This is a genomic window from Methylorubrum subtropicum (assembly GCF_038442325.1).
Lineage (GTDB): Bacteria > Pseudomonadota > Alphaproteobacteria > Rhizobiales > Beijerinckiaceae > Methylobacterium > Methylobacterium subtropicum.
Window position 1 is genome coordinate 52811 of sequence record NZ_JBBXMW010000017.1, and the last position, 15535, is coordinate 68345.

At 72.3% G+C, this 15535-nt stretch carries 14 protein-coding genes; 11 read left to right on the forward strand and 3 right to left on the reverse strand.

Going from position 1 to position 15535, the window contains the following annotated elements; all coding sequences use genetic code 11:
- Window positions 1–615: 615 nt before the first annotated feature.
- The 3 genes from AAHG03_RS20635 to AAHG03_RS20645 form a co-directional block, all read right to left on the reverse strand.
- A complete protein-coding gene (locus AAHG03_RS20635; protein WP_342152852.1) occupies window positions 616–1512 on the reverse strand; it encodes a diacylglycerol kinase catalytic domain-containing protein in 897 nt (298 codons plus the stop codon).
- A gap of 12 nt (window positions 1513–1524) precedes the next feature.
- Complete coding sequence (locus AAHG03_RS27130; RefSeq protein ID WP_412759775.1) at window positions 1525–2136, reverse strand: hypothetical protein; 612 nt, start codon at window positions 2134–2136, stop codon at window positions 1525–1527.
- 416 nt (window positions 2137–2552) lie between these two features.
- Entirely contained in the window at window positions 2553–3278 is a 726-nt protein-coding gene (locus AAHG03_RS20645) for an NUDIX hydrolase (RefSeq protein ID WP_342152853.1), read from the reverse strand.
- A gap of 210 nt (window positions 3279–3488) precedes the next feature.
- Here AAHG03_RS20645 and AAHG03_RS20650 point away from each other — a divergent pair, with 210 nt between their 5' ends.
- The 11 genes from AAHG03_RS20650 (at window position 3489) to AAHG03_RS20700 (ending at window position 15515) form a co-directional block, all read left to right on the forward strand.
- On the forward strand, window positions 3489–3749 hold the full coding sequence (locus AAHG03_RS20650) for a hypothetical protein (protein WP_342152855.1): 261 nt from the start codon (window positions 3489–3491) through the stop codon (window positions 3747–3749).
- 200 nt (window positions 3750–3949) lie between these two features.
- Complete coding sequence (locus AAHG03_RS20655; protein ID WP_342152856.1) at window positions 3950–6052, forward strand: caspase family protein; 2103 nt, start codon at window positions 3950–3952, stop codon at window positions 6050–6052.
- 179 nt (window positions 6053–6231) lie between these two features.
- Window positions 6232–7560, forward strand: coding sequence for a hypothetical protein (locus AAHG03_RS20660; RefSeq protein WP_342152857.1), 1329 nt, complete (start codon window positions 6232–6234; stop codon window positions 7558–7560).
- Window positions 7561–7596: 36 nt separating this feature from the next.
- Window positions 7597–8109, forward strand: a complete 513-nt coding sequence (locus AAHG03_RS20665; protein ID WP_342152858.1) for a hypothetical protein — start codon at window positions 7597–7599, stop codon at window positions 8107–8109.
- A 73-nt stretch (window positions 8110–8182) separates the two neighbouring features.
- Window positions 8183–9580 carry a hypothetical protein gene (locus tag AAHG03_RS20670; RefSeq protein WP_342152859.1) on the forward strand — a complete coding sequence of 466 codons (1398 nt, stop codon included), beginning with the start codon at window positions 8183–8185 and terminating at the stop codon, window positions 9578–9580.
- Window positions 9577–10080 (forward strand): hypothetical protein, encoded by a 504-nt coding sequence (locus AAHG03_RS20675; protein WP_342152861.1) that lies wholly within the window; start codon window positions 9577–9579, stop codon window positions 10078–10080. Before AAHG03_RS20670 ends, AAHG03_RS20675 begins: the two co-directional genes overlap by 4 nt.
- 217 nt (window positions 10081–10297) lie before the next feature.
- On the forward strand, window positions 10298–11503 hold the full coding sequence (locus AAHG03_RS20680) for a hypothetical protein (protein ID WP_342152863.1): 1206 nt from the start codon (window positions 10298–10300) through the stop codon (window positions 11501–11503).
- A gap of 91 nt (window positions 11504–11594) precedes the next feature.
- Window positions 11595–12578, forward strand: a complete 984-nt coding sequence (locus AAHG03_RS20685; RefSeq protein WP_342152864.1) for a trypsin-like serine peptidase — start codon at window positions 11595–11597, stop codon at window positions 12576–12578.
- 104 nt (window positions 12579–12682) lie between these two features.
- Entirely contained in the window at window positions 12683–13525 is an 843-nt protein-coding gene (locus AAHG03_RS20690; RefSeq protein WP_342152865.1) for an OmpA family protein, read from the forward strand.
- A gap of 25 nt (window positions 13526–13550) precedes the next feature.
- Complete coding sequence (locus tag AAHG03_RS20695) at window positions 13551–14504, forward strand: hypothetical protein (RefSeq protein ID WP_342152866.1); 954 nt, start codon at window positions 13551–13553, stop codon at window positions 14502–14504.
- 27 nt (window positions 14505–14531) lie between these two features.
- Window positions 14532–15515 (forward strand): hypothetical protein, encoded by a 984-nt coding sequence (locus tag AAHG03_RS20700; RefSeq protein ID WP_342152867.1) that lies wholly within the window; start codon window positions 14532–14534, stop codon window positions 15513–15515.
- Window positions 15516–15535 lie beyond the last annotated feature (20 nt).

A 15535-nucleotide genomic window follows, 5' to 3' on the forward strand; every position in this document is an offset into this window, starting at 1 on the left:
CCTTCCTGACCTACCCGGCGAGTGCCGAGGTCGGTACGGTAGATCCAAAAGCGATGCTTGTGCTTATGACATCATCGACGGCTGCGCCTTCACGACTGGAAATTGGGCGGTGGGCGGGAGTTTCAAATATCCGCTGCCACCCGCCTCGTTCTTGAACTTCGTCCGGGCGAGCGCCAGGATCTTCGAGATGGAACGCCTTTATGCTGGACTCAATCACAATCGCACCGGCATCGTTGTCGGCTTCCACTCGGCGACCGGCACTTCCCTGTCGGTGGGCGATCCCGACGTGCAGATCGTCCGTGTGTTGGCCCACCGCCGCAGCGACGCGTCCGTTATGATTTGCGTAGGTGTGAACGATGTCGTAATTTCCAAGACAGCATATGGTAGGAACTAAATTATCAAATTCTCGACTCACACAATGCAAAATTGGCAGATTCGCATTTTATAATATAGTCACTGTACATTTTGTCGAAATATTATAAGTATCAACACTGGAAGCTCAAGTCCGTCGATCCATATTTATTGTAAAATGACGCATACATATATACCGAATTTGAATGATGATATTCGATCCGAAACCATCCCGAATAATATTTTGACAAGATGTCACTGACCTCAAGATGCGATCAAATTGAGCGTCCGGGTGGCCGGCCCGATCTCGACATGCCGGCCCCAATCGAAGGCTATGAAATCCTGCTCGATGCCGTCGGCGAAGACCACGCCGCCCTCGTTCATCCGTGAGACCACCGACAGCGTCGCCGCCGCGAGCAGTTTCCCCGCTCGCAGATGCGTGGCGGTGGCTACGCTGGAGAACGGCTCGCGCACCCAGTAGCCGACCGCCGTTTCCTCCGGGCCAAGGGGAAAGCCGAGGCCGGTCGCCTCGCTGATGGAGCGCGCCCAGCCCGTCGCCCCGGTGCCCGACGCGACGATGAGCCCGCTCGACGAATGGTCCTCCGCCGCCGCGCCAGCCGCGATTCGGTAGCGCGCCGATTGGTGGCTGCGGTGGCCGACGAAGATCTCGTTGAGGGCCAGCAGCCGCTGCCCGCCGTCGAGCACGGCCCGCACCATGGTCCGCCGCTCGATCGGAGCCGCGCCCGCGACGCTCGCGGGCAGAAGGGGGCCGAGCCGTTCGATCCCGATCCGCGCCAGCACGCCGTCGTAGAGGTCGGGCGCCGGGTTGAGGCCGATCACCGGCTGCCCGTCGAGATACTTCGCGACGTTGGCGACCAGACCGTCCTGGCCGACGGCGACGACGACGTCCTCCGGCGCGAACAGGAAGCGGTCGAGGTCGCTCCGCCGCGCCAGCGCCTGGCGCCACTCCCCCGGAACCGCGGCGCGGGCTTGGGCCAGCACCGCGTGGAAGCGGGCATGGCGGTCCTCGACCTCACCGAGCGACTGCCCGCGGCTCTCCAGGAAGAACTTCGCCTGACCGCGGGTCGCGTGCCGGGCGAGCAGCAACTCGTAATCCGTGTCGCGGGTGACGAACACGGCGCGCGGGGGGATCGCCGCCATCGCGTCGCGTCCTCAGCGGGGGGCGGTGAGCGGCGCCGCCCGGCGGAACTCACCCATCAGGCTCGCCAGCAGATCGGGGGTGAGGTTAACATGCTCGATCGTGTCGAGCTTGCCCGCCAGCTCCCGCGCAGCCAGCCCGAGCAGGGTGGTCGGAGGCAGATCGCGGTAGACCGCTACCCGCCGCGCCTCGGCCTCGGCCCGCGCCCCCTCGACGAGGCGGATGCGCTCGGCCTCCGCTGCCGCCTCCAGGCCGCGCGCTTGCGCCAGGCCCGCCGCGCGGTCGCGGGCGTTCTCGGCCTCGCGGGCGATGAGGCCGGATTCGCGCTGCGCCAGCTCGGTGCGGGTGGCGAGTTCGTTCTCGGCGATGGCGCGCTCCTTCTCGACCGCCAGCGCGCGTCGGGCGAAGGTCGCCTCGTCGGCCTTCTGCTGCAGAGCTTCAAAAGTCGGGGTCTGCAGGGCGCGCTCCAGCTCGCTCGTCGGCGCGAGGTTGGTGAGGCGCACCGAGACCGGACTGACGCCGATCTCGGCGAGCGCGGGGGCCTCCGTCAACACCGCTTCGAGGAGCAGCCGCAGCGGCTCCGGCCCGGCATCGAGCAGGGCGCGCACGGGGCTCCGGCCCGGCATCGAGCAGGGCGCGCACGGGGCTCGCGCCGAGGTGCTGGAGGATCGCCTGACCGGCGATTCCCGACAGCCGCGCCTCGATCCGCTCGATCGGCTCCCCCTGGAACTGGCCGCTGGACAGGCCGATCGAGAAGTCGATGCGGCTCGCCAGCAGCTCGGGGTCGACGACGTGCCAGCCGATCGTGCCCTGCACCGTCACGCTCTGGAAGTCGCGGCTGCGACCGCGCACGAACAGGGTCATCTCGCGGTCGTCCATCGGCACCTCGCTGATGCTCGCGCTCTCCGGGCGGAACCAGAACACGAGGCCCCGCCCGCTCTGGCGGATGCGCCCGTTGCGATAGCGGATGACGTGCCGGCTCGCCTCGCTGCGCAGTTGGGCGACCGGGCCGAGATTGCGGATCGTGGCCATGGCAGTCTCCTTACGGTTGGCGGAAGCGGTAGAGTTCGGGCGGGCGGAACGAGGTGCCGGCCTCGCGCTCCCCGGTTGGTTCGAGCCAGCCGCGGTCGAGCATCCGGCGGCGGAAGGCGGGCTTGTTGAGCGGCGTGCCGAGGATGGCCTCGTGCACCGCTTGGAGCTGGCGCAGGGTGAAGCGCTCCGGCAGCAGCGCGAAGCCGACGCCCGAGTAGGCGAGCTTGCCCCGCAGCCGTAGGATCGCGAGCGCGAGGATGTCGGCGTGGTCGAAGGCGAGCCTGAGCGAACCGCTCTCGTCAGGCGCCCGCACCGCGACCGGGCCGCCCGCCTCTCCGGCCCAGGGCACTTCGATCACCGCCGGAAGCAGGCCCGCTCCGTTGCTTTGCGCGGCGGCGAACGCGGCCTCCGGCAGCAAGGCGAGATAGGCGACCGAGACGATGCGCATCCGCGGATCGCGGCCGATCGCGCCGAAGGTGTAGAGCTGTTCGAGATGGAAGCCCGAGAGCCCCGCCTTGTCGCACAGCACCCGCTCGGCTGCCGCCTCCAGCGTCTCCTCCACGCCGACGAAGCCGCCGGGCAGCGCCCGCAGCCCAGCCTGGGGAGGCTCCGCGCGCTTCAGGAGCAGCACCGCCGGTTGCCCGTCTCGGATCCCCATCAGGACCACGTCGACGGTGAGCGCGAGGCGCCCGTAGGCGTCCGGATCGTAGGCGGCGAGAAACGCGTCCTCACTCATGGCCACCTCTTATTCGCATCGTGCGAATAACTAAGATGCAGTTTGCGTCTATGTCAAGCGGGTACGCCGCCACGCCTCGCTCCGCCGCGGGGCGCCGGCCCCTGAACGAAAAATCCGAAAAACTTTTCGGGCGCGTCGGCGAAAGCCGCTCTGGCCGGCCCATGCCCCCGTCGAGGGCGGAAAACACCGCCCAAACAGGGAGATGTAATCATGACCCGGACGATGATTTTCGTACTTGCCGCCGCCGGCCTTCTCACCGCCACGAACCCAGCTTCCGCTCAGGAGAGCGCCCCGCCGCGCGGCAACCAGGAGTTCATCGGCGTCGATCTCGACAATGGCGGCGTCTACTACAACGGCCGCAACTCAGGGCGGTATTGCCTCTACCGCAACGTCGAGGTGTTCAACCGCTATACCGGCTATGTCGAGGCGCGCCGCGTGCGCCGCTGCGGCTCCGGCCTCTACCTGCCGTGAGGGGGCGCCGCCATGCTGCTCACCGCCCTCTCGCCATTGCATCTGGCCGCCCTCAGCCTCGTCCTCGCGCTGTTCGCGGGCGGATGAGGGCGGCATTGTTTCTCAGGGTTCTGGCGGCTAACCCTGTGCCGTGCCCGGATTCGGGCGTGCCCCTTGTCAAGGACGAACGATCCGGCCCGCGAGCCGGCAGGAGGACCCTGATGCCGAGACAGGCCCCGGCGCCCGCCCCGCGGCGGATCGCCCTCTACGCCGCCGCGTTCCTCGGGTTCGCCTGCCTTTCCGGTCCTCCCGCCCGCGCCGCCCCCGATCCGTCTTCCTCGCCGGCGACTTTCGCCGACAACGCCGACTCCGTCGCGGTGGTGATCGGCAACCGCAGCTACAAGCAGACGGTGCCGGTCGATTACGCCCACAACGACGCGGAGGCGATCCGCTCGTACCTGATCGGGCGGCTCGGCTACCGCGAGGGCAACGTCTTCGTCCTCAAGGACGCGACGCTCAACGAGTTCAACCAAGCCTTCGGCACCGAGCGCAACCCGCAGGCCGGGCGCCTCTGGCGCAGCGTGCGCGAGGGCCGCTCCAACGTCTTCGTCTACTTCTCCGGCCACGGCGTGCCGGACCTCGCCACCAAGCAGCCCTTCCTGCTGCCGGAGGACGGCAACCCAAACCAGGGCGAGAGCGGCTACAGCCTGGAGACGCTCTACCGCAACCTCGACCTCGTGAAGCGCAAGATCGGGCCCGAGCGCCAGCTCGTCGTCATGGTCGATGCCTGCTTCACCGGCGAGACCGGACGCAAGGGCGAGAGCCTGCTCGCGGTCTCGGCTCCGGGCTTCGCGCCGGCCAAGCCGAAGGCGGAGAGCGGCATCGTGCGGGTGGTCGCCACCTCCGGCGCCACGCCCGCCAACTGGGACGAGGCGAACCGCCTCGGCCTCCTCACCAGCCGCTTCCTGATGGGCGTCTCGGGACAGGCCGACGCGAAGGAGGCGCAAGGCGACGGCGACGGGCTCGTCCAATGGGCCGAGCTGAAGCTCTACCTGCGCGATCAGGTCGCCGAGGGCGCCCGGCGCGCGTCCGGCCGCGAGCAGGTGACGGAGGTGGACGACGCGCCGATCGTGCTCAAGGCCTCGCTCCCCGTCGAGGCGGTGGCGGGCGGCGTCGCGGCGCTCCGCGACGAGGCGGCGTGGCGACGCGCCGAGGCGCTCGGCACCCGCGAGGCCTTGGAAGCCTATGTCGGCGCCTGCGGCGCGACCTGCACCTACCGGCCCCAGGCCATGGACCGGCTGCTCGCGGGCCGGCGCCGGGACGCTGCGGCGATCGACGGGGAGAACTGGGCGAAGTTCGGGGCACAGCGGCAGTATCAGGCCTATCTCGATTCCTGCGGCGAGGTCTGCGCCTATCGTGGCATCGCGGAGGGCTATCTCGGCGGCACGAACCCCGGCGGCGATCCGCGGGTGAAGCGCTGCGACGAACTCGCGGCGGGCACCGACGATCCGGATCGGCCCAAAAGCGTCACGGGAGTGAAGCTCGGCCGCATCGAGGCGTCGGCCGCGATCGAGGCCTGCCGCGCTGCGGCCTCGGCCTACCCGAACTTGCGCCGCCTCGATTACCAGCTCGGCCGCGTCTACGACCGGGCGGAGCGGTCCAAGGAGGCATTTGCGGCTTACGACCGCGCCGCCAAGGCCGGCAGCGTTTCGGCGATGAACAACCTCGCCACGCTCTACGAGTACGGCCAGGGCGTGAAGCGCTCGCAAACGGAGGCGTTCCGGCTCTACCGGCAGGCGGGCGAAGGCGGCAACGTGGTGGCGCTCGCCAACGCCGCCCGGATGCTCGAATACGGCAACGGCATCCCCAAGGACGAGGCCCAGGCGGTCGCGCTCTACAAGCGCGCGGTCGCGGGCGGGGACGTCGCCTCGATCTCGAAGCTCGTACCGCACTATTCGACCGGCGCCTACGGCTTCCCGAAGGACCTGCGCCAAGGCTTCGACCTGTTTCGCCAAGCGGCCGACAAGGGGGATCCCGTCGCCATGGCGACGATGGCGACGCTGATCGACAACGGCTTCGGCCGCTATTTCCCCGGCGTGCGCTCCGCCGACATGGTACTCCGGGCGCTCAAGAAGGGCGAGATCGGCGCCGCCTCGGTCTCGGCCACCGACACGGCGCAGCAGAAGCTCAAGCCGGAGACGATCCGCACGGTGCAGCGGGCGATCAAGGAGGCGGATTACTATCCGGGCGCGCTCGACGGGCGCTTCAACCCGGTCTTCGTCCGGGCGCTCGATCAGTACGCGCGGGCGAACGAGGCGGAATGAGCCGGCTCTGCGACGCTTCCCCTCCCCCCTCTGCGGGGGAGGGTGGCCCCCGAAGGGGGTCGGGAGAGGGGAACCACGGTTCCGCTTGGCCGCCCTCGACGCGAATTCTCCGGAAGCGTGGTCCCCCTCTCCCGCCCGCTCCGCGGGCACCCTCCCCCGCAGAGGGGGGAGGGTTTTTGGTGGCCGCCCTCTTCGCCACAATCGTCACCTCGACCCCCGCCCACGCCGACCCCACCACCGCCGCCCTCACCCCCTTCCTCGACGCCGTCTCCGCCTGCGCCGGGAAGCGCGAGCTGACGCTCGCCGTCGTCGGCGTCGAGCCCGGCCAGACGGCGCTCTCGCGCGAGCAGGCCGAGGAAGTGCGCCTCGCGATCGAGAGCCGGCTCCAGGCGAGCGGCCGGGTGCGGCTCGCGGCGTCCGCCGACGTGGTGCGCATCAAGGCCCTGCGCGAGGGCACCACCGGGCTCTCCGGCGCCGAGGCCGAGGCGCAGATCCGCGCGGCCTTCGAGGGCGATGCCAGCGTCTTCCTCGTGGAGCCGCGCCGCGCCGGCGAGACCGCCGCGCTCCGGCTCCAGGCCATCACCCGCTCGGCCCAGTGCAAGGCGACGAGCGAGCCGGTGAGCGTGCCGATCCGCGTCGGCGCGGGCGTCGCCGACGTCGATGCCGTGATGGAAGGCGCGGTCAAGGCGCTCGCGCAGGCCGCGCCGAACGCGAGCGCGATCGAAGTCTGCCCCATCGTGGCCGAGGGCGGCCATTCGAGCTGCGCCGGCGTGCTGACCGATCGCCTCGTCATCGCGCTGGATGCCGAGGCCCGCTCGGCCAACCGCGTCCTGAAGGGCGCCCGCCTCGACGTGCGCCGCCGCCCGCCCGGCACCGCCTGCACCGGTCCGCTCACCGCGCGCGGGCGCTTCCTGACCGATCGGAGCGCACAAGCCTTCATGGAGGTCGAGTTCCAGCGCGACGGCGCGGTGCTGGCTCCGACCGGGCGCCGCCGCATCGGCCTCGACGGGCTCGGCTGCGATCCGATTCCGCGGCCCTTCCTCGACCATCTCGCGGCGACCGCCCGCACCGACGGGGGCCGGCTGACGGTGGCCCCCACCGCGACGCCGTTCGTTGCCGGGCAGCGGCTCGAACTGCGCATCGAATCGCGGGCGCGGCAAAACCTCTATTGCTGGGTCGTGGCGCCGGACGAGACCGCCTTCGTGGCTCTGCCCGTGCGCGACAATGCCGCCTCACTCAATCCGCTGAAACCCGGTGAGGCCAAGCGCTACCCCCGCGGCTACGGCCTCGACGAGATCGTGGCGGGCGCGCCGTTCGAGAACCTGTTCTCCTGCTTCGGCATCGAGGACGGCCTGCCGCCGGAACTCGCCGCCCGCTGGCTCGCCGCAGCGCCCGGCGCGCAGAGCGAAGCGACCCTGCTTCAGCCGCCCGACGTGCTCGACCTGCTCGAAAAGATCCGGGCGACGCCCGGCGTAACGGAGGCGACGGCGCGCATTGTCGTGCGCTGATTTTTTAAAGACCAAGTCCCGGTTCAGGAGTTCCCCATGCGGATCGTCGCCCTCCTCCTCGCCTGCCTCTGGAGCCAGTACTTCCTGAGCCAATCAGCCCAAGCCCAAGGCTTTGCAGTCCAGAACCTGACGGCCGTGGCCAACGAGGCGAAGCGGGCGCTGGGCGACGGTTATGCCGCGCGGGCCGAGCCGCAGCGGCTCACCCTGATGTGCCTCGGCTGCCCCGGCGGCCCGATGGTCGATCTGCTCCTCGGACGTCAGACCGACGGCACCGAGGAGCGGGTGCGATCCGGCCAGACCTCGATCGCCCAGCTCGAAGCCCTGTGCCGGGCCAAAAGCCCGGATTGCCGCCTCTCGGCCCTCGGCGTGGCCCCGGCGGTGGGCTGGATCAGCGCCTATCCGATCGGCAGGACGGCGGGCGCCACCGCCATCCTCCTGCGCGGCGGCGACCGGCTGACCATCCGCGCGGTGGCCGAGAACTCCGAGGCGGCGACGCGGCAGGTCGAGTCGCTGGTGCGGGCGGTGGCGCCGCGCATCGTCGGCCGCTGACCGTGACCGCGCGGCGGGATCGGGCTATCGAGGGCCCCTCGGGTCGAGGGCGGCGGAGAGCGCAGGGGGGCGCATGACCGGCGGATACGACGAGCGCTGCGCGGCCGACCTCGCGGCGGTCGGCGAGGGCCGCGACCTGTCGCGCGCCGAGCGGGCGTGGCTCGCCCGCGTCGTCACCGGCGCCGTGCGCCCGAACCGCGACCGCCCGCTCTGGGACCTCGCCCACGCGCTGGCCGCGCTCGCACAAGCGACAGCTGCGCATGAGGGCCGCGACCTCGTCACCCTCGCCCTCGATCCCGGCCTTGCCACGGCGCAGGCCTGCGCGGCGCGCTTTTCCGGGAGCGAGGCTGCGGATGGTCGCGGCCTCGTTCTCGAAGGCGAACCCAGCTGGCACACCGGCTGGGCCGGCCTCGCCCGGCTGCTGGCGCTCGCCGAGTTCGTGCTGACGGCGGAAGACTTAGGTGCATTCGGCACCGTCACCGGCTGGCTCGACGAGCTGGTCGCCGCGCCCGATGCCGCGGGCGCCGCCTTCCTGGCAAAACGCCTCGCCCGGCATCTCACTGCCTACCGCAACGCCCACCTGCCGCTGGCGCGAGAGGAACGGCGCTTCCGCGCGCTGCTCGGCTTCCTCGGCGGGCGCCGCGCCTTCTCGGATGCCGACATCCTCGCCTTCTGGCAGGCCGGGATGGCGGCGGGCGAGCGGCCGGGCTTCCGCACCGTGGCCGAGCATTTCGTGACTTTCGAGGCCGGCGCCCATCTCGTGGACGGCCTCGACGGGTTGTCGTCCGCCGCCTCCCTCGACGCACACGAGGGCTGGGAAGACCGTCTCGACGCGGCCCTCTCCGATCTCGCCGCCGCCGAGCCCGCCGCGACGCTGGCCGCATTGCTGGCCGACTGGCCGGAAGGCCCCAAGATCCTCACCGGCGCCGAGCGCGAGGACCTTTCCGACTTCCTGCGCCTGGAGCCGTTCCACCGCACCCGCCCGCTAACGGCCCTGCGCGCCGCGAGCTTCGGTCGGGTGCAATCGGGCATCGCCAACCGCCTGCGCCGGAATGGCGGCGGGCCCGACATCGCCGCGCGCGCCGCCTGCACCGAGGCCGAGAGCTACGCCGCGCTCACCGAGCGGGCGTCGGAACTCGCCGCCCATCTCGCCCGGATGCTGCGGATCGCGGCGGCGTTGCGCCTCGTCGAGCGCGACGGCTTCTCGGAAAAGACCCGCGCCGCCCTCGACGCGGCGGAGGCGGACCTGCGCCGGGTGCGCCGGGCCGGCTTCGAGGACCGCGCCGGGCTGACCGCGGGCTTCGCCGCCGCCGAGACGGCTTTGCTGCGGGTCGCCGAGGAGACCGCTCGGCTGGAGCGGGCCCTCGCGACGCTCGCCCGGCAGCATCCGCTGGAGCAGGGGTTCGAGGCCGACCGCGCGGTCTTCGCCGCGGCGCTCTCCGCCGCCTATGCCGGGGAGGCTGCGGCATGAGCGACGAGGCCCGCCTGCTCGCCGAACTCCACGCCGCCCGCGCCCTGATGCGGGCCCCGGCCCCCGCCCCGCGCATCGGCCACGCCGCGCTCTGGGCGCATGCGACCCGCGCGGGCGGCGGCCCGGTCGATCTCGCAGTGGTCCGCGCGCTGCGCACCGATCCCGACACCGCCCGGCGCTACCGCATCCTGCTCGCCGCCCAGTCCATCGCCTACGCCCCGCTCGCCGCGGCGGCCTTAGACGGCGCGCTCCTGCGCCGCCGGGTCGGCCCGTTCGCGCTGGAGATCCTGGAGGGCACGCCGCCGCTCCTGATCCTGCGCGGCGCCGAGGCGCGCCCGCCCCGGACGATCGAGGCTTGGCTCGGCGACGCGGCCGTGCGGCTCGACCTTCCGCCGCCGGTCGAGGGCGCGATCGTGCTGGCGCTCGATCCGGTGGTGCCGGAGGCGGTGGAATTGGGTTGGATGCTGCGCGATCCGGGCAGCGCGGTGTTCCTGTTGTGAAGGGCGAAGCGCGAGCGCGCCGAAAACCCTCCCGCCTCTGCGGGGGAGGGTGCCCTGCGGATGCAGGGCGGGAGAGGGGAGCCACGCTTCCGGAGATAGCTGGGCGAGTGCGGCAAAGCGGCACCGTCGCTCCCCTCTCCCGACCCCCTTCGGGGCCCAACCTCCCCCGCGGAGGGGGGAGGGTTTTTTCCGCGCGCAGAACCGGGGGCTTCTCTGCGTGAGCCCATCCGCCATTCTCATCCTCATCCCCACCACCGCCGGCCCCCTGCGCGTGCGCGCCCTCACGCCCCGCCCCGGCCTGCCCGCTTCCGCCGCCTTCGCCGACGGCGATTACCGCCCCCTCCCCTGGTCGGCCGACTACGCCCGGCTCGCCGCCGCGGGCGGGCCGCTCGCCCGGCTCGTCGGGCAGGAGGTCGGCCCGCACGAGTTGCGTCTTTCCGGCTCGTTCGATGCCGGGCGCTCCTGGGAGGTGCCGGTCGGGCTCGCCCATGGTCTCGCCGCGCGCGGCCACCGCCTCGTCGCCGAGCCGGAAGAGGCCGAGTGGATCCTGTGGGCCACCGGCGCGGTCGATCTCGACCTCGCCGTGCTGCCCGGCGACTACGCGCTCCTCGACAAGATCGAGCGCTCCCGCCCGCTCCTCGCCGAGGCGCCGCGGGCCCGCCTCGCAATGCTGCTGCCGGAGGGGCCGGAGCGGGCGCAGGCCGAGGCGGCGTTTCGCGCCCTCGCGCGGCCCGAGGCGCCGACGATGCTGCCGGGGACGGGCTTGGCGGCGGCCCTCGATGCGCTGACGCGACCCGACGAACCGGGGCCGCCCATCGCGACAGGGCCTGTCGCGGCGCCGCGACGGCTCGGGCGCCTCGCGCTGCCGGCGGGAACCCTCGCCGCCGCGGGGATGGCCGCGATGGTCCTCCTCGCTCCTCGCGCTATGCCGAGCTCCGGAACCGAAGAGCCCGCGCCGACCTTCACCGCCTCGGTGCCGGCCGAGCCGCAGGCGCAGCCGGCAGCGACCGCCCCCGCCACGGCCGCGGAGCCACCGGACGCCGGCCCTGCCACGACCCCGAAACCCGCGATCCGCGTCGAGGAATTGCGAGCCCCCGCCGGCTCGTCCTGCCGCCGCGTCGCCTTCGGCGCCGATCCGCCCGAGCGGCGGCCCGTTCCGGTCGAGACCGCGGAGCGCCTCGCCCCGACCCGCCTGACACCGGACCTGTGCGGCCTCGCCGTCCGGGCCGAGGCGCCAGGCACGACAATCGACGTCGGCCCGGAATTGCGCGCCGCTGCCCTCCCCCCGGTGCGGCTCGCCGACGGCGCGCAGGGCTACTTCCTGCGCGAGGGCGGCCGGCAAAACCTCGTCTACGCGGTCCAGGCCGTCACCGAGGCGGGCGCGGCGTCCGGTCCGCGCCTCGTCCACGCGCTCACGCGGTGAGGGGACCGACGATGGGACAGCAATCCGTTCACGGCTTTTTGACCTATGGCCCTCGGCCGGGCATAGAGCCGCGACGAAGCGGAGGGAAGCGATGACCTCGATTCGCCGGAGACACCGCCTCGCCGGGGCGGGGGCCTGCCTGCTGCTCGCGCTCGGGACCGCCGGCCCGGCCGCGGGCCAGAGCGTCGGGTTCGACCCCGCCGATTACGGGCGGGCCCAGTTGCCCCTGCGCCAGACCACCGGCGACGCGGCGGCCTATGTCGATCAGAACAAGGGCGCGTTCGAGCCGATCGCCGAACTCGACTCCAAGGACGGGCTCGCGGCGCTGGCGAGGCCCATCGGCCGCGTCGACATCGTGCTGAGGAACGCCCGCACCGGCCAGCAGGTCGGCGCCTCCTGCACTGGCACGCTGCTGCCGGGGGACTACGTGCTGACCAACCACCATTGCCTGCCGCAGGGCGGCGAACTGGTGCCGGTCAAGGCGTCGATCCTGATGGACTACCTGACCCTCGACGGGAAAGGCTCGCGCCGCTTCGAGATCAATCCGAAGCCGGTCGAGTTCGACGCGCGGCTCGACTACGCGCTCACCCGCGCCGAGGGGAACCCGACCGCCGCCTACGGTGCCGCCAAGCTCTCCGGCGAGGCGGTCCCCGGCAACCGCTCGATGCTCGTCATCCACCATCCCCTCGGGCGCCCGAAGGTGATGAGTCGGTTCCGCTGCTTCGCCCTGAAGGATCAGGCCGTGGGACCGGATTTGCGCCATCGCTGCGACACGCTCGGCGGCTCGTCGGGCTCGCTGATGTTCGATGCCTCGGTGGCGGGCGTCGCGCTCCACAAGGAGGGCGGCCTCGACCCGAAGGACACGACGAGCTTCAACAACGCCACGCGGCTGACGGCGCTGCTGGGCCGCAGCCCGATCCTGGCGAGGATCGCGGCGGCGCAAGGCCGCCCCGTGGCCGCCGCCGATCCGGCGCCGCGGCCGGCTGCGGCCAATCCGATGACGGCACCGCCGGCCCCGGCCGCGGACGGCCCGCTCGATCCAGCGCGGATGAACGCGATCCTACGCGGGCGCTGAACCGACAAAAAAATTCGGCGGCGGACGCGCGAAACGCGCTCTGGGCCGCCCAAGGACGGGGTGTGAGGGGCCGAAGCAAGGCCCGGGATCGAGAGGGGGACCCGATGCGCAGCATCGATGCGCTCGCGCGCAAACTTGCGCCTGCGCGCCGCCGGGCCGCGGGCGGCGAACGGACCGATCACCGGCCGGCGGGCTTGTGCCGCGCCGGTTCGGCCTCGGCAGCCTGCCTCGCCGTGGCGCTCGCCGGCCAAGCATTCGCCAACCCGCTGACCGAGGTGCCGGGCGCCCGCCCGGCGGAAATCGAGGCGCCACCGCCGCGGGACGAGGCGGCCGAGCGGGCGGAAGCCGGCACCGCCAACCCGAGCGCCACCGCGATCATCCGCTCGCTCGCCCCCTTCGCCGACGGAAATCCGGGCGCGCCGCTCGCGGTCGCCCCCGGCGACGGCGGCCCGGCCGTGCGGGTCGTGTCCGCCCGCTCGGTCGATCTCACCGTGCTCTTCGCCTACGACAGCGCCCGCCTGACGCCCGAGGCGCGCATTCAGCTCGAACCCCTGGCCGAAGCCCTGCGCGCCCCGGCGCTCGCGGGTCACGGTTTCCTCATCGCCGGCCATACCGATGCGGCCGGCGGCCTCGCCTACAACCGCCGCCTGTCGCTCGCCCGGGCGCGGGCCGTGAAGGCGCATCTCGTGGAAGGCTACGGCATCGACCCCGCGCGGCTGCGCGTCCACGGCTGGGGCCCGAGCCGCCCGAAGGACGCCTTGGCGCCGCTCTCGCGGGTGAACCGCCGGGTCGAGGTCAGCCTGATCGCGCCCGCCCGCACCGGGGCGCTGCGCTTCGTCCTGCCGGCCGCGACGACCTGCGCCGGCCTCACCGACCCGCGGGCGGCAATGCCCCTCGACCTCGACGATTTCGACGCGGCTCCGACGCCGCGGCCCTGCGCCGACTGAAAGCCGCCCTGAGGAGATTCTTTCGATGTTCGCTCGTGCCCAGAAAACCTCTGTCGCGGCCGCCCTGTTCGCGCTCGCCGCCGGCCTGACCCTTCTCTCTGCGCCCGCCCAGGCGCAAGGGCGGCCCAACCTCGTGGTGATGGGCGAGGATGCCGACGAGGATGCGGTGCCGCGCGGCAACCGCATCTTCCAGCGGGTCATCGCCGAACTGTCCGAGACGATGAACCTGCGCGGCTACAACGTCTACGACGAGACCGCGGTGGCGATGAGCTTCACCCAGGCGAACCGCGTGCGCCGCCGCGACGCCGAGCTGATCGAGGTCGCCCGCGCCGTGCAGAACCCGCCGCTCGACGTGGTGGCAGTGTTCCAGATCTACGCCTCGGCCTCGAAGTCGGCCTATTCCGACATCGTCCGGCCGGAGGTGCGCATCCCCGGCCGGCTCCTGAACGTCCGCACCGGCCAGTCGCTCGGCTCGTTCGAGGTGGCCGGGCTGCAACTGCCGCCCCTGCCGCAGGGCTGCGACCGCGAATGCCTGCTGGAGCGGGTCGGCGCCGAGGCCAAGGCGATCGCGGGCGACGTAGCGGCGGCGCTGGCAATGAAGCTCGACGGCGGGATCGCCCCCCGCCGCGGGGCGGAGGCCGGCGCCCCGCCCCCGGCGCCGGTCGGCAACGCCGCGGTCGCGGCAGCCCCCGGCGGGGAGGCCTGCGGCGGCCTGCCGAGCGCCTACGTGGTCAAGCTCAACGGCTTCTCGGCCCAGGAGGTGCAGGCGGCCGAGGAGTACATGGCGGCCTTCCGCTGCTACGAGCACCACCGCCCGGTCCGCGCGGGCGGTGCCGCCGCCGAATACTGGTACGAGACCCGCTCGGACTCCGCCCGGCTCGGCCGCAACCTGCGCCTGATGCTGGAGCACATGAGCGCGCCGGGACAGGTCCAGTTCTCCGGCAATACCTTCGTCATCAGCCGCGTCGCGACCCGCTGAGCCCCCCTTCCAGACCGGAGCTGTCCGATGATCGACGGATCGTCCCTGTTCGCCCGCCTCCGCGGCCCCTCGCTCCGCGGCCTCGCCGCCGGCCTGCTCGGTTCGGTGCTCGCCGCGATCGTCCCGGCGCGGGCCGAGCCGGTCTTCCCGCCCGCCGGCTCGCTCGGTCTCGCGCCGCCCGCGGGCATGAGCCCGGCCAAGGGCTTTTCGGGGTTCGAGCACCGCTCCGGCGCCTCGATCATCCTGATGGAGATGCCACCGGAGGCCTGGGACCAGATCAGCCAGAAATTCACGCCCGAGGCGCTGGCTGCGAGCGGCTTCCGGGTGAAGGGCGCGCGCGAGGCGTTGCCGGTCGCGGGCGGCGAGGGCTTCGTGCTGCGCGGCAGCCAGAGCGCCAATGGGCTCACCTACCGGAAGTGGGTCGCGGTGGTGCGGGGCCAGCCCGGCACCGGCCTCGTCAGCGTGCAGGTGCCGGAGGCAGCCGCCAAGCAGGTGCCCGGCCAAGCGGTCGAGGCGGCGCTCCGCACCATCGCCTTCCGGGGCAAGGCCAGCGTGGCCGATCAGGTCGCGGCCCTGCCCTACGCGATCGGCGACACCGCCGGGTATCGCCCGGTCATCGTCTTCGCCGGCAACGGCCTGATCCTCACCGAGGGGCCGAAGGACGTCGATCCCGAGCGCGCGCAGCCCGCCATCGTCATCGCCCCCTCCCTCGGGCAGGCGCCGGTGCCAGAGGGCGCGGAAGCCGCCTATGCCCGCCGGCTGTTCGCGAGCCAGAAGGACGCGCGCGACCTCGCCGTGACCGACGAGGAGCGCACGACCCGCGGCGGCGCGGTGGTGGTGCGGCTGCGCGGCACCTTCACCGATGCCAAGACCGCCCGCCCCATGGCGGCGACCCAGACGGTGGTGTTCGAGAACGACCGCTATCTGCGGGTGCTCGGCTTCGCCGACGCGGAGAAGAGCGACGCGCTCGCCCGCGCCGAGCGCGTCGCGGCCTCCGTGGCGATGCGCTGAGCCGGATCGTGCGGGGAGCC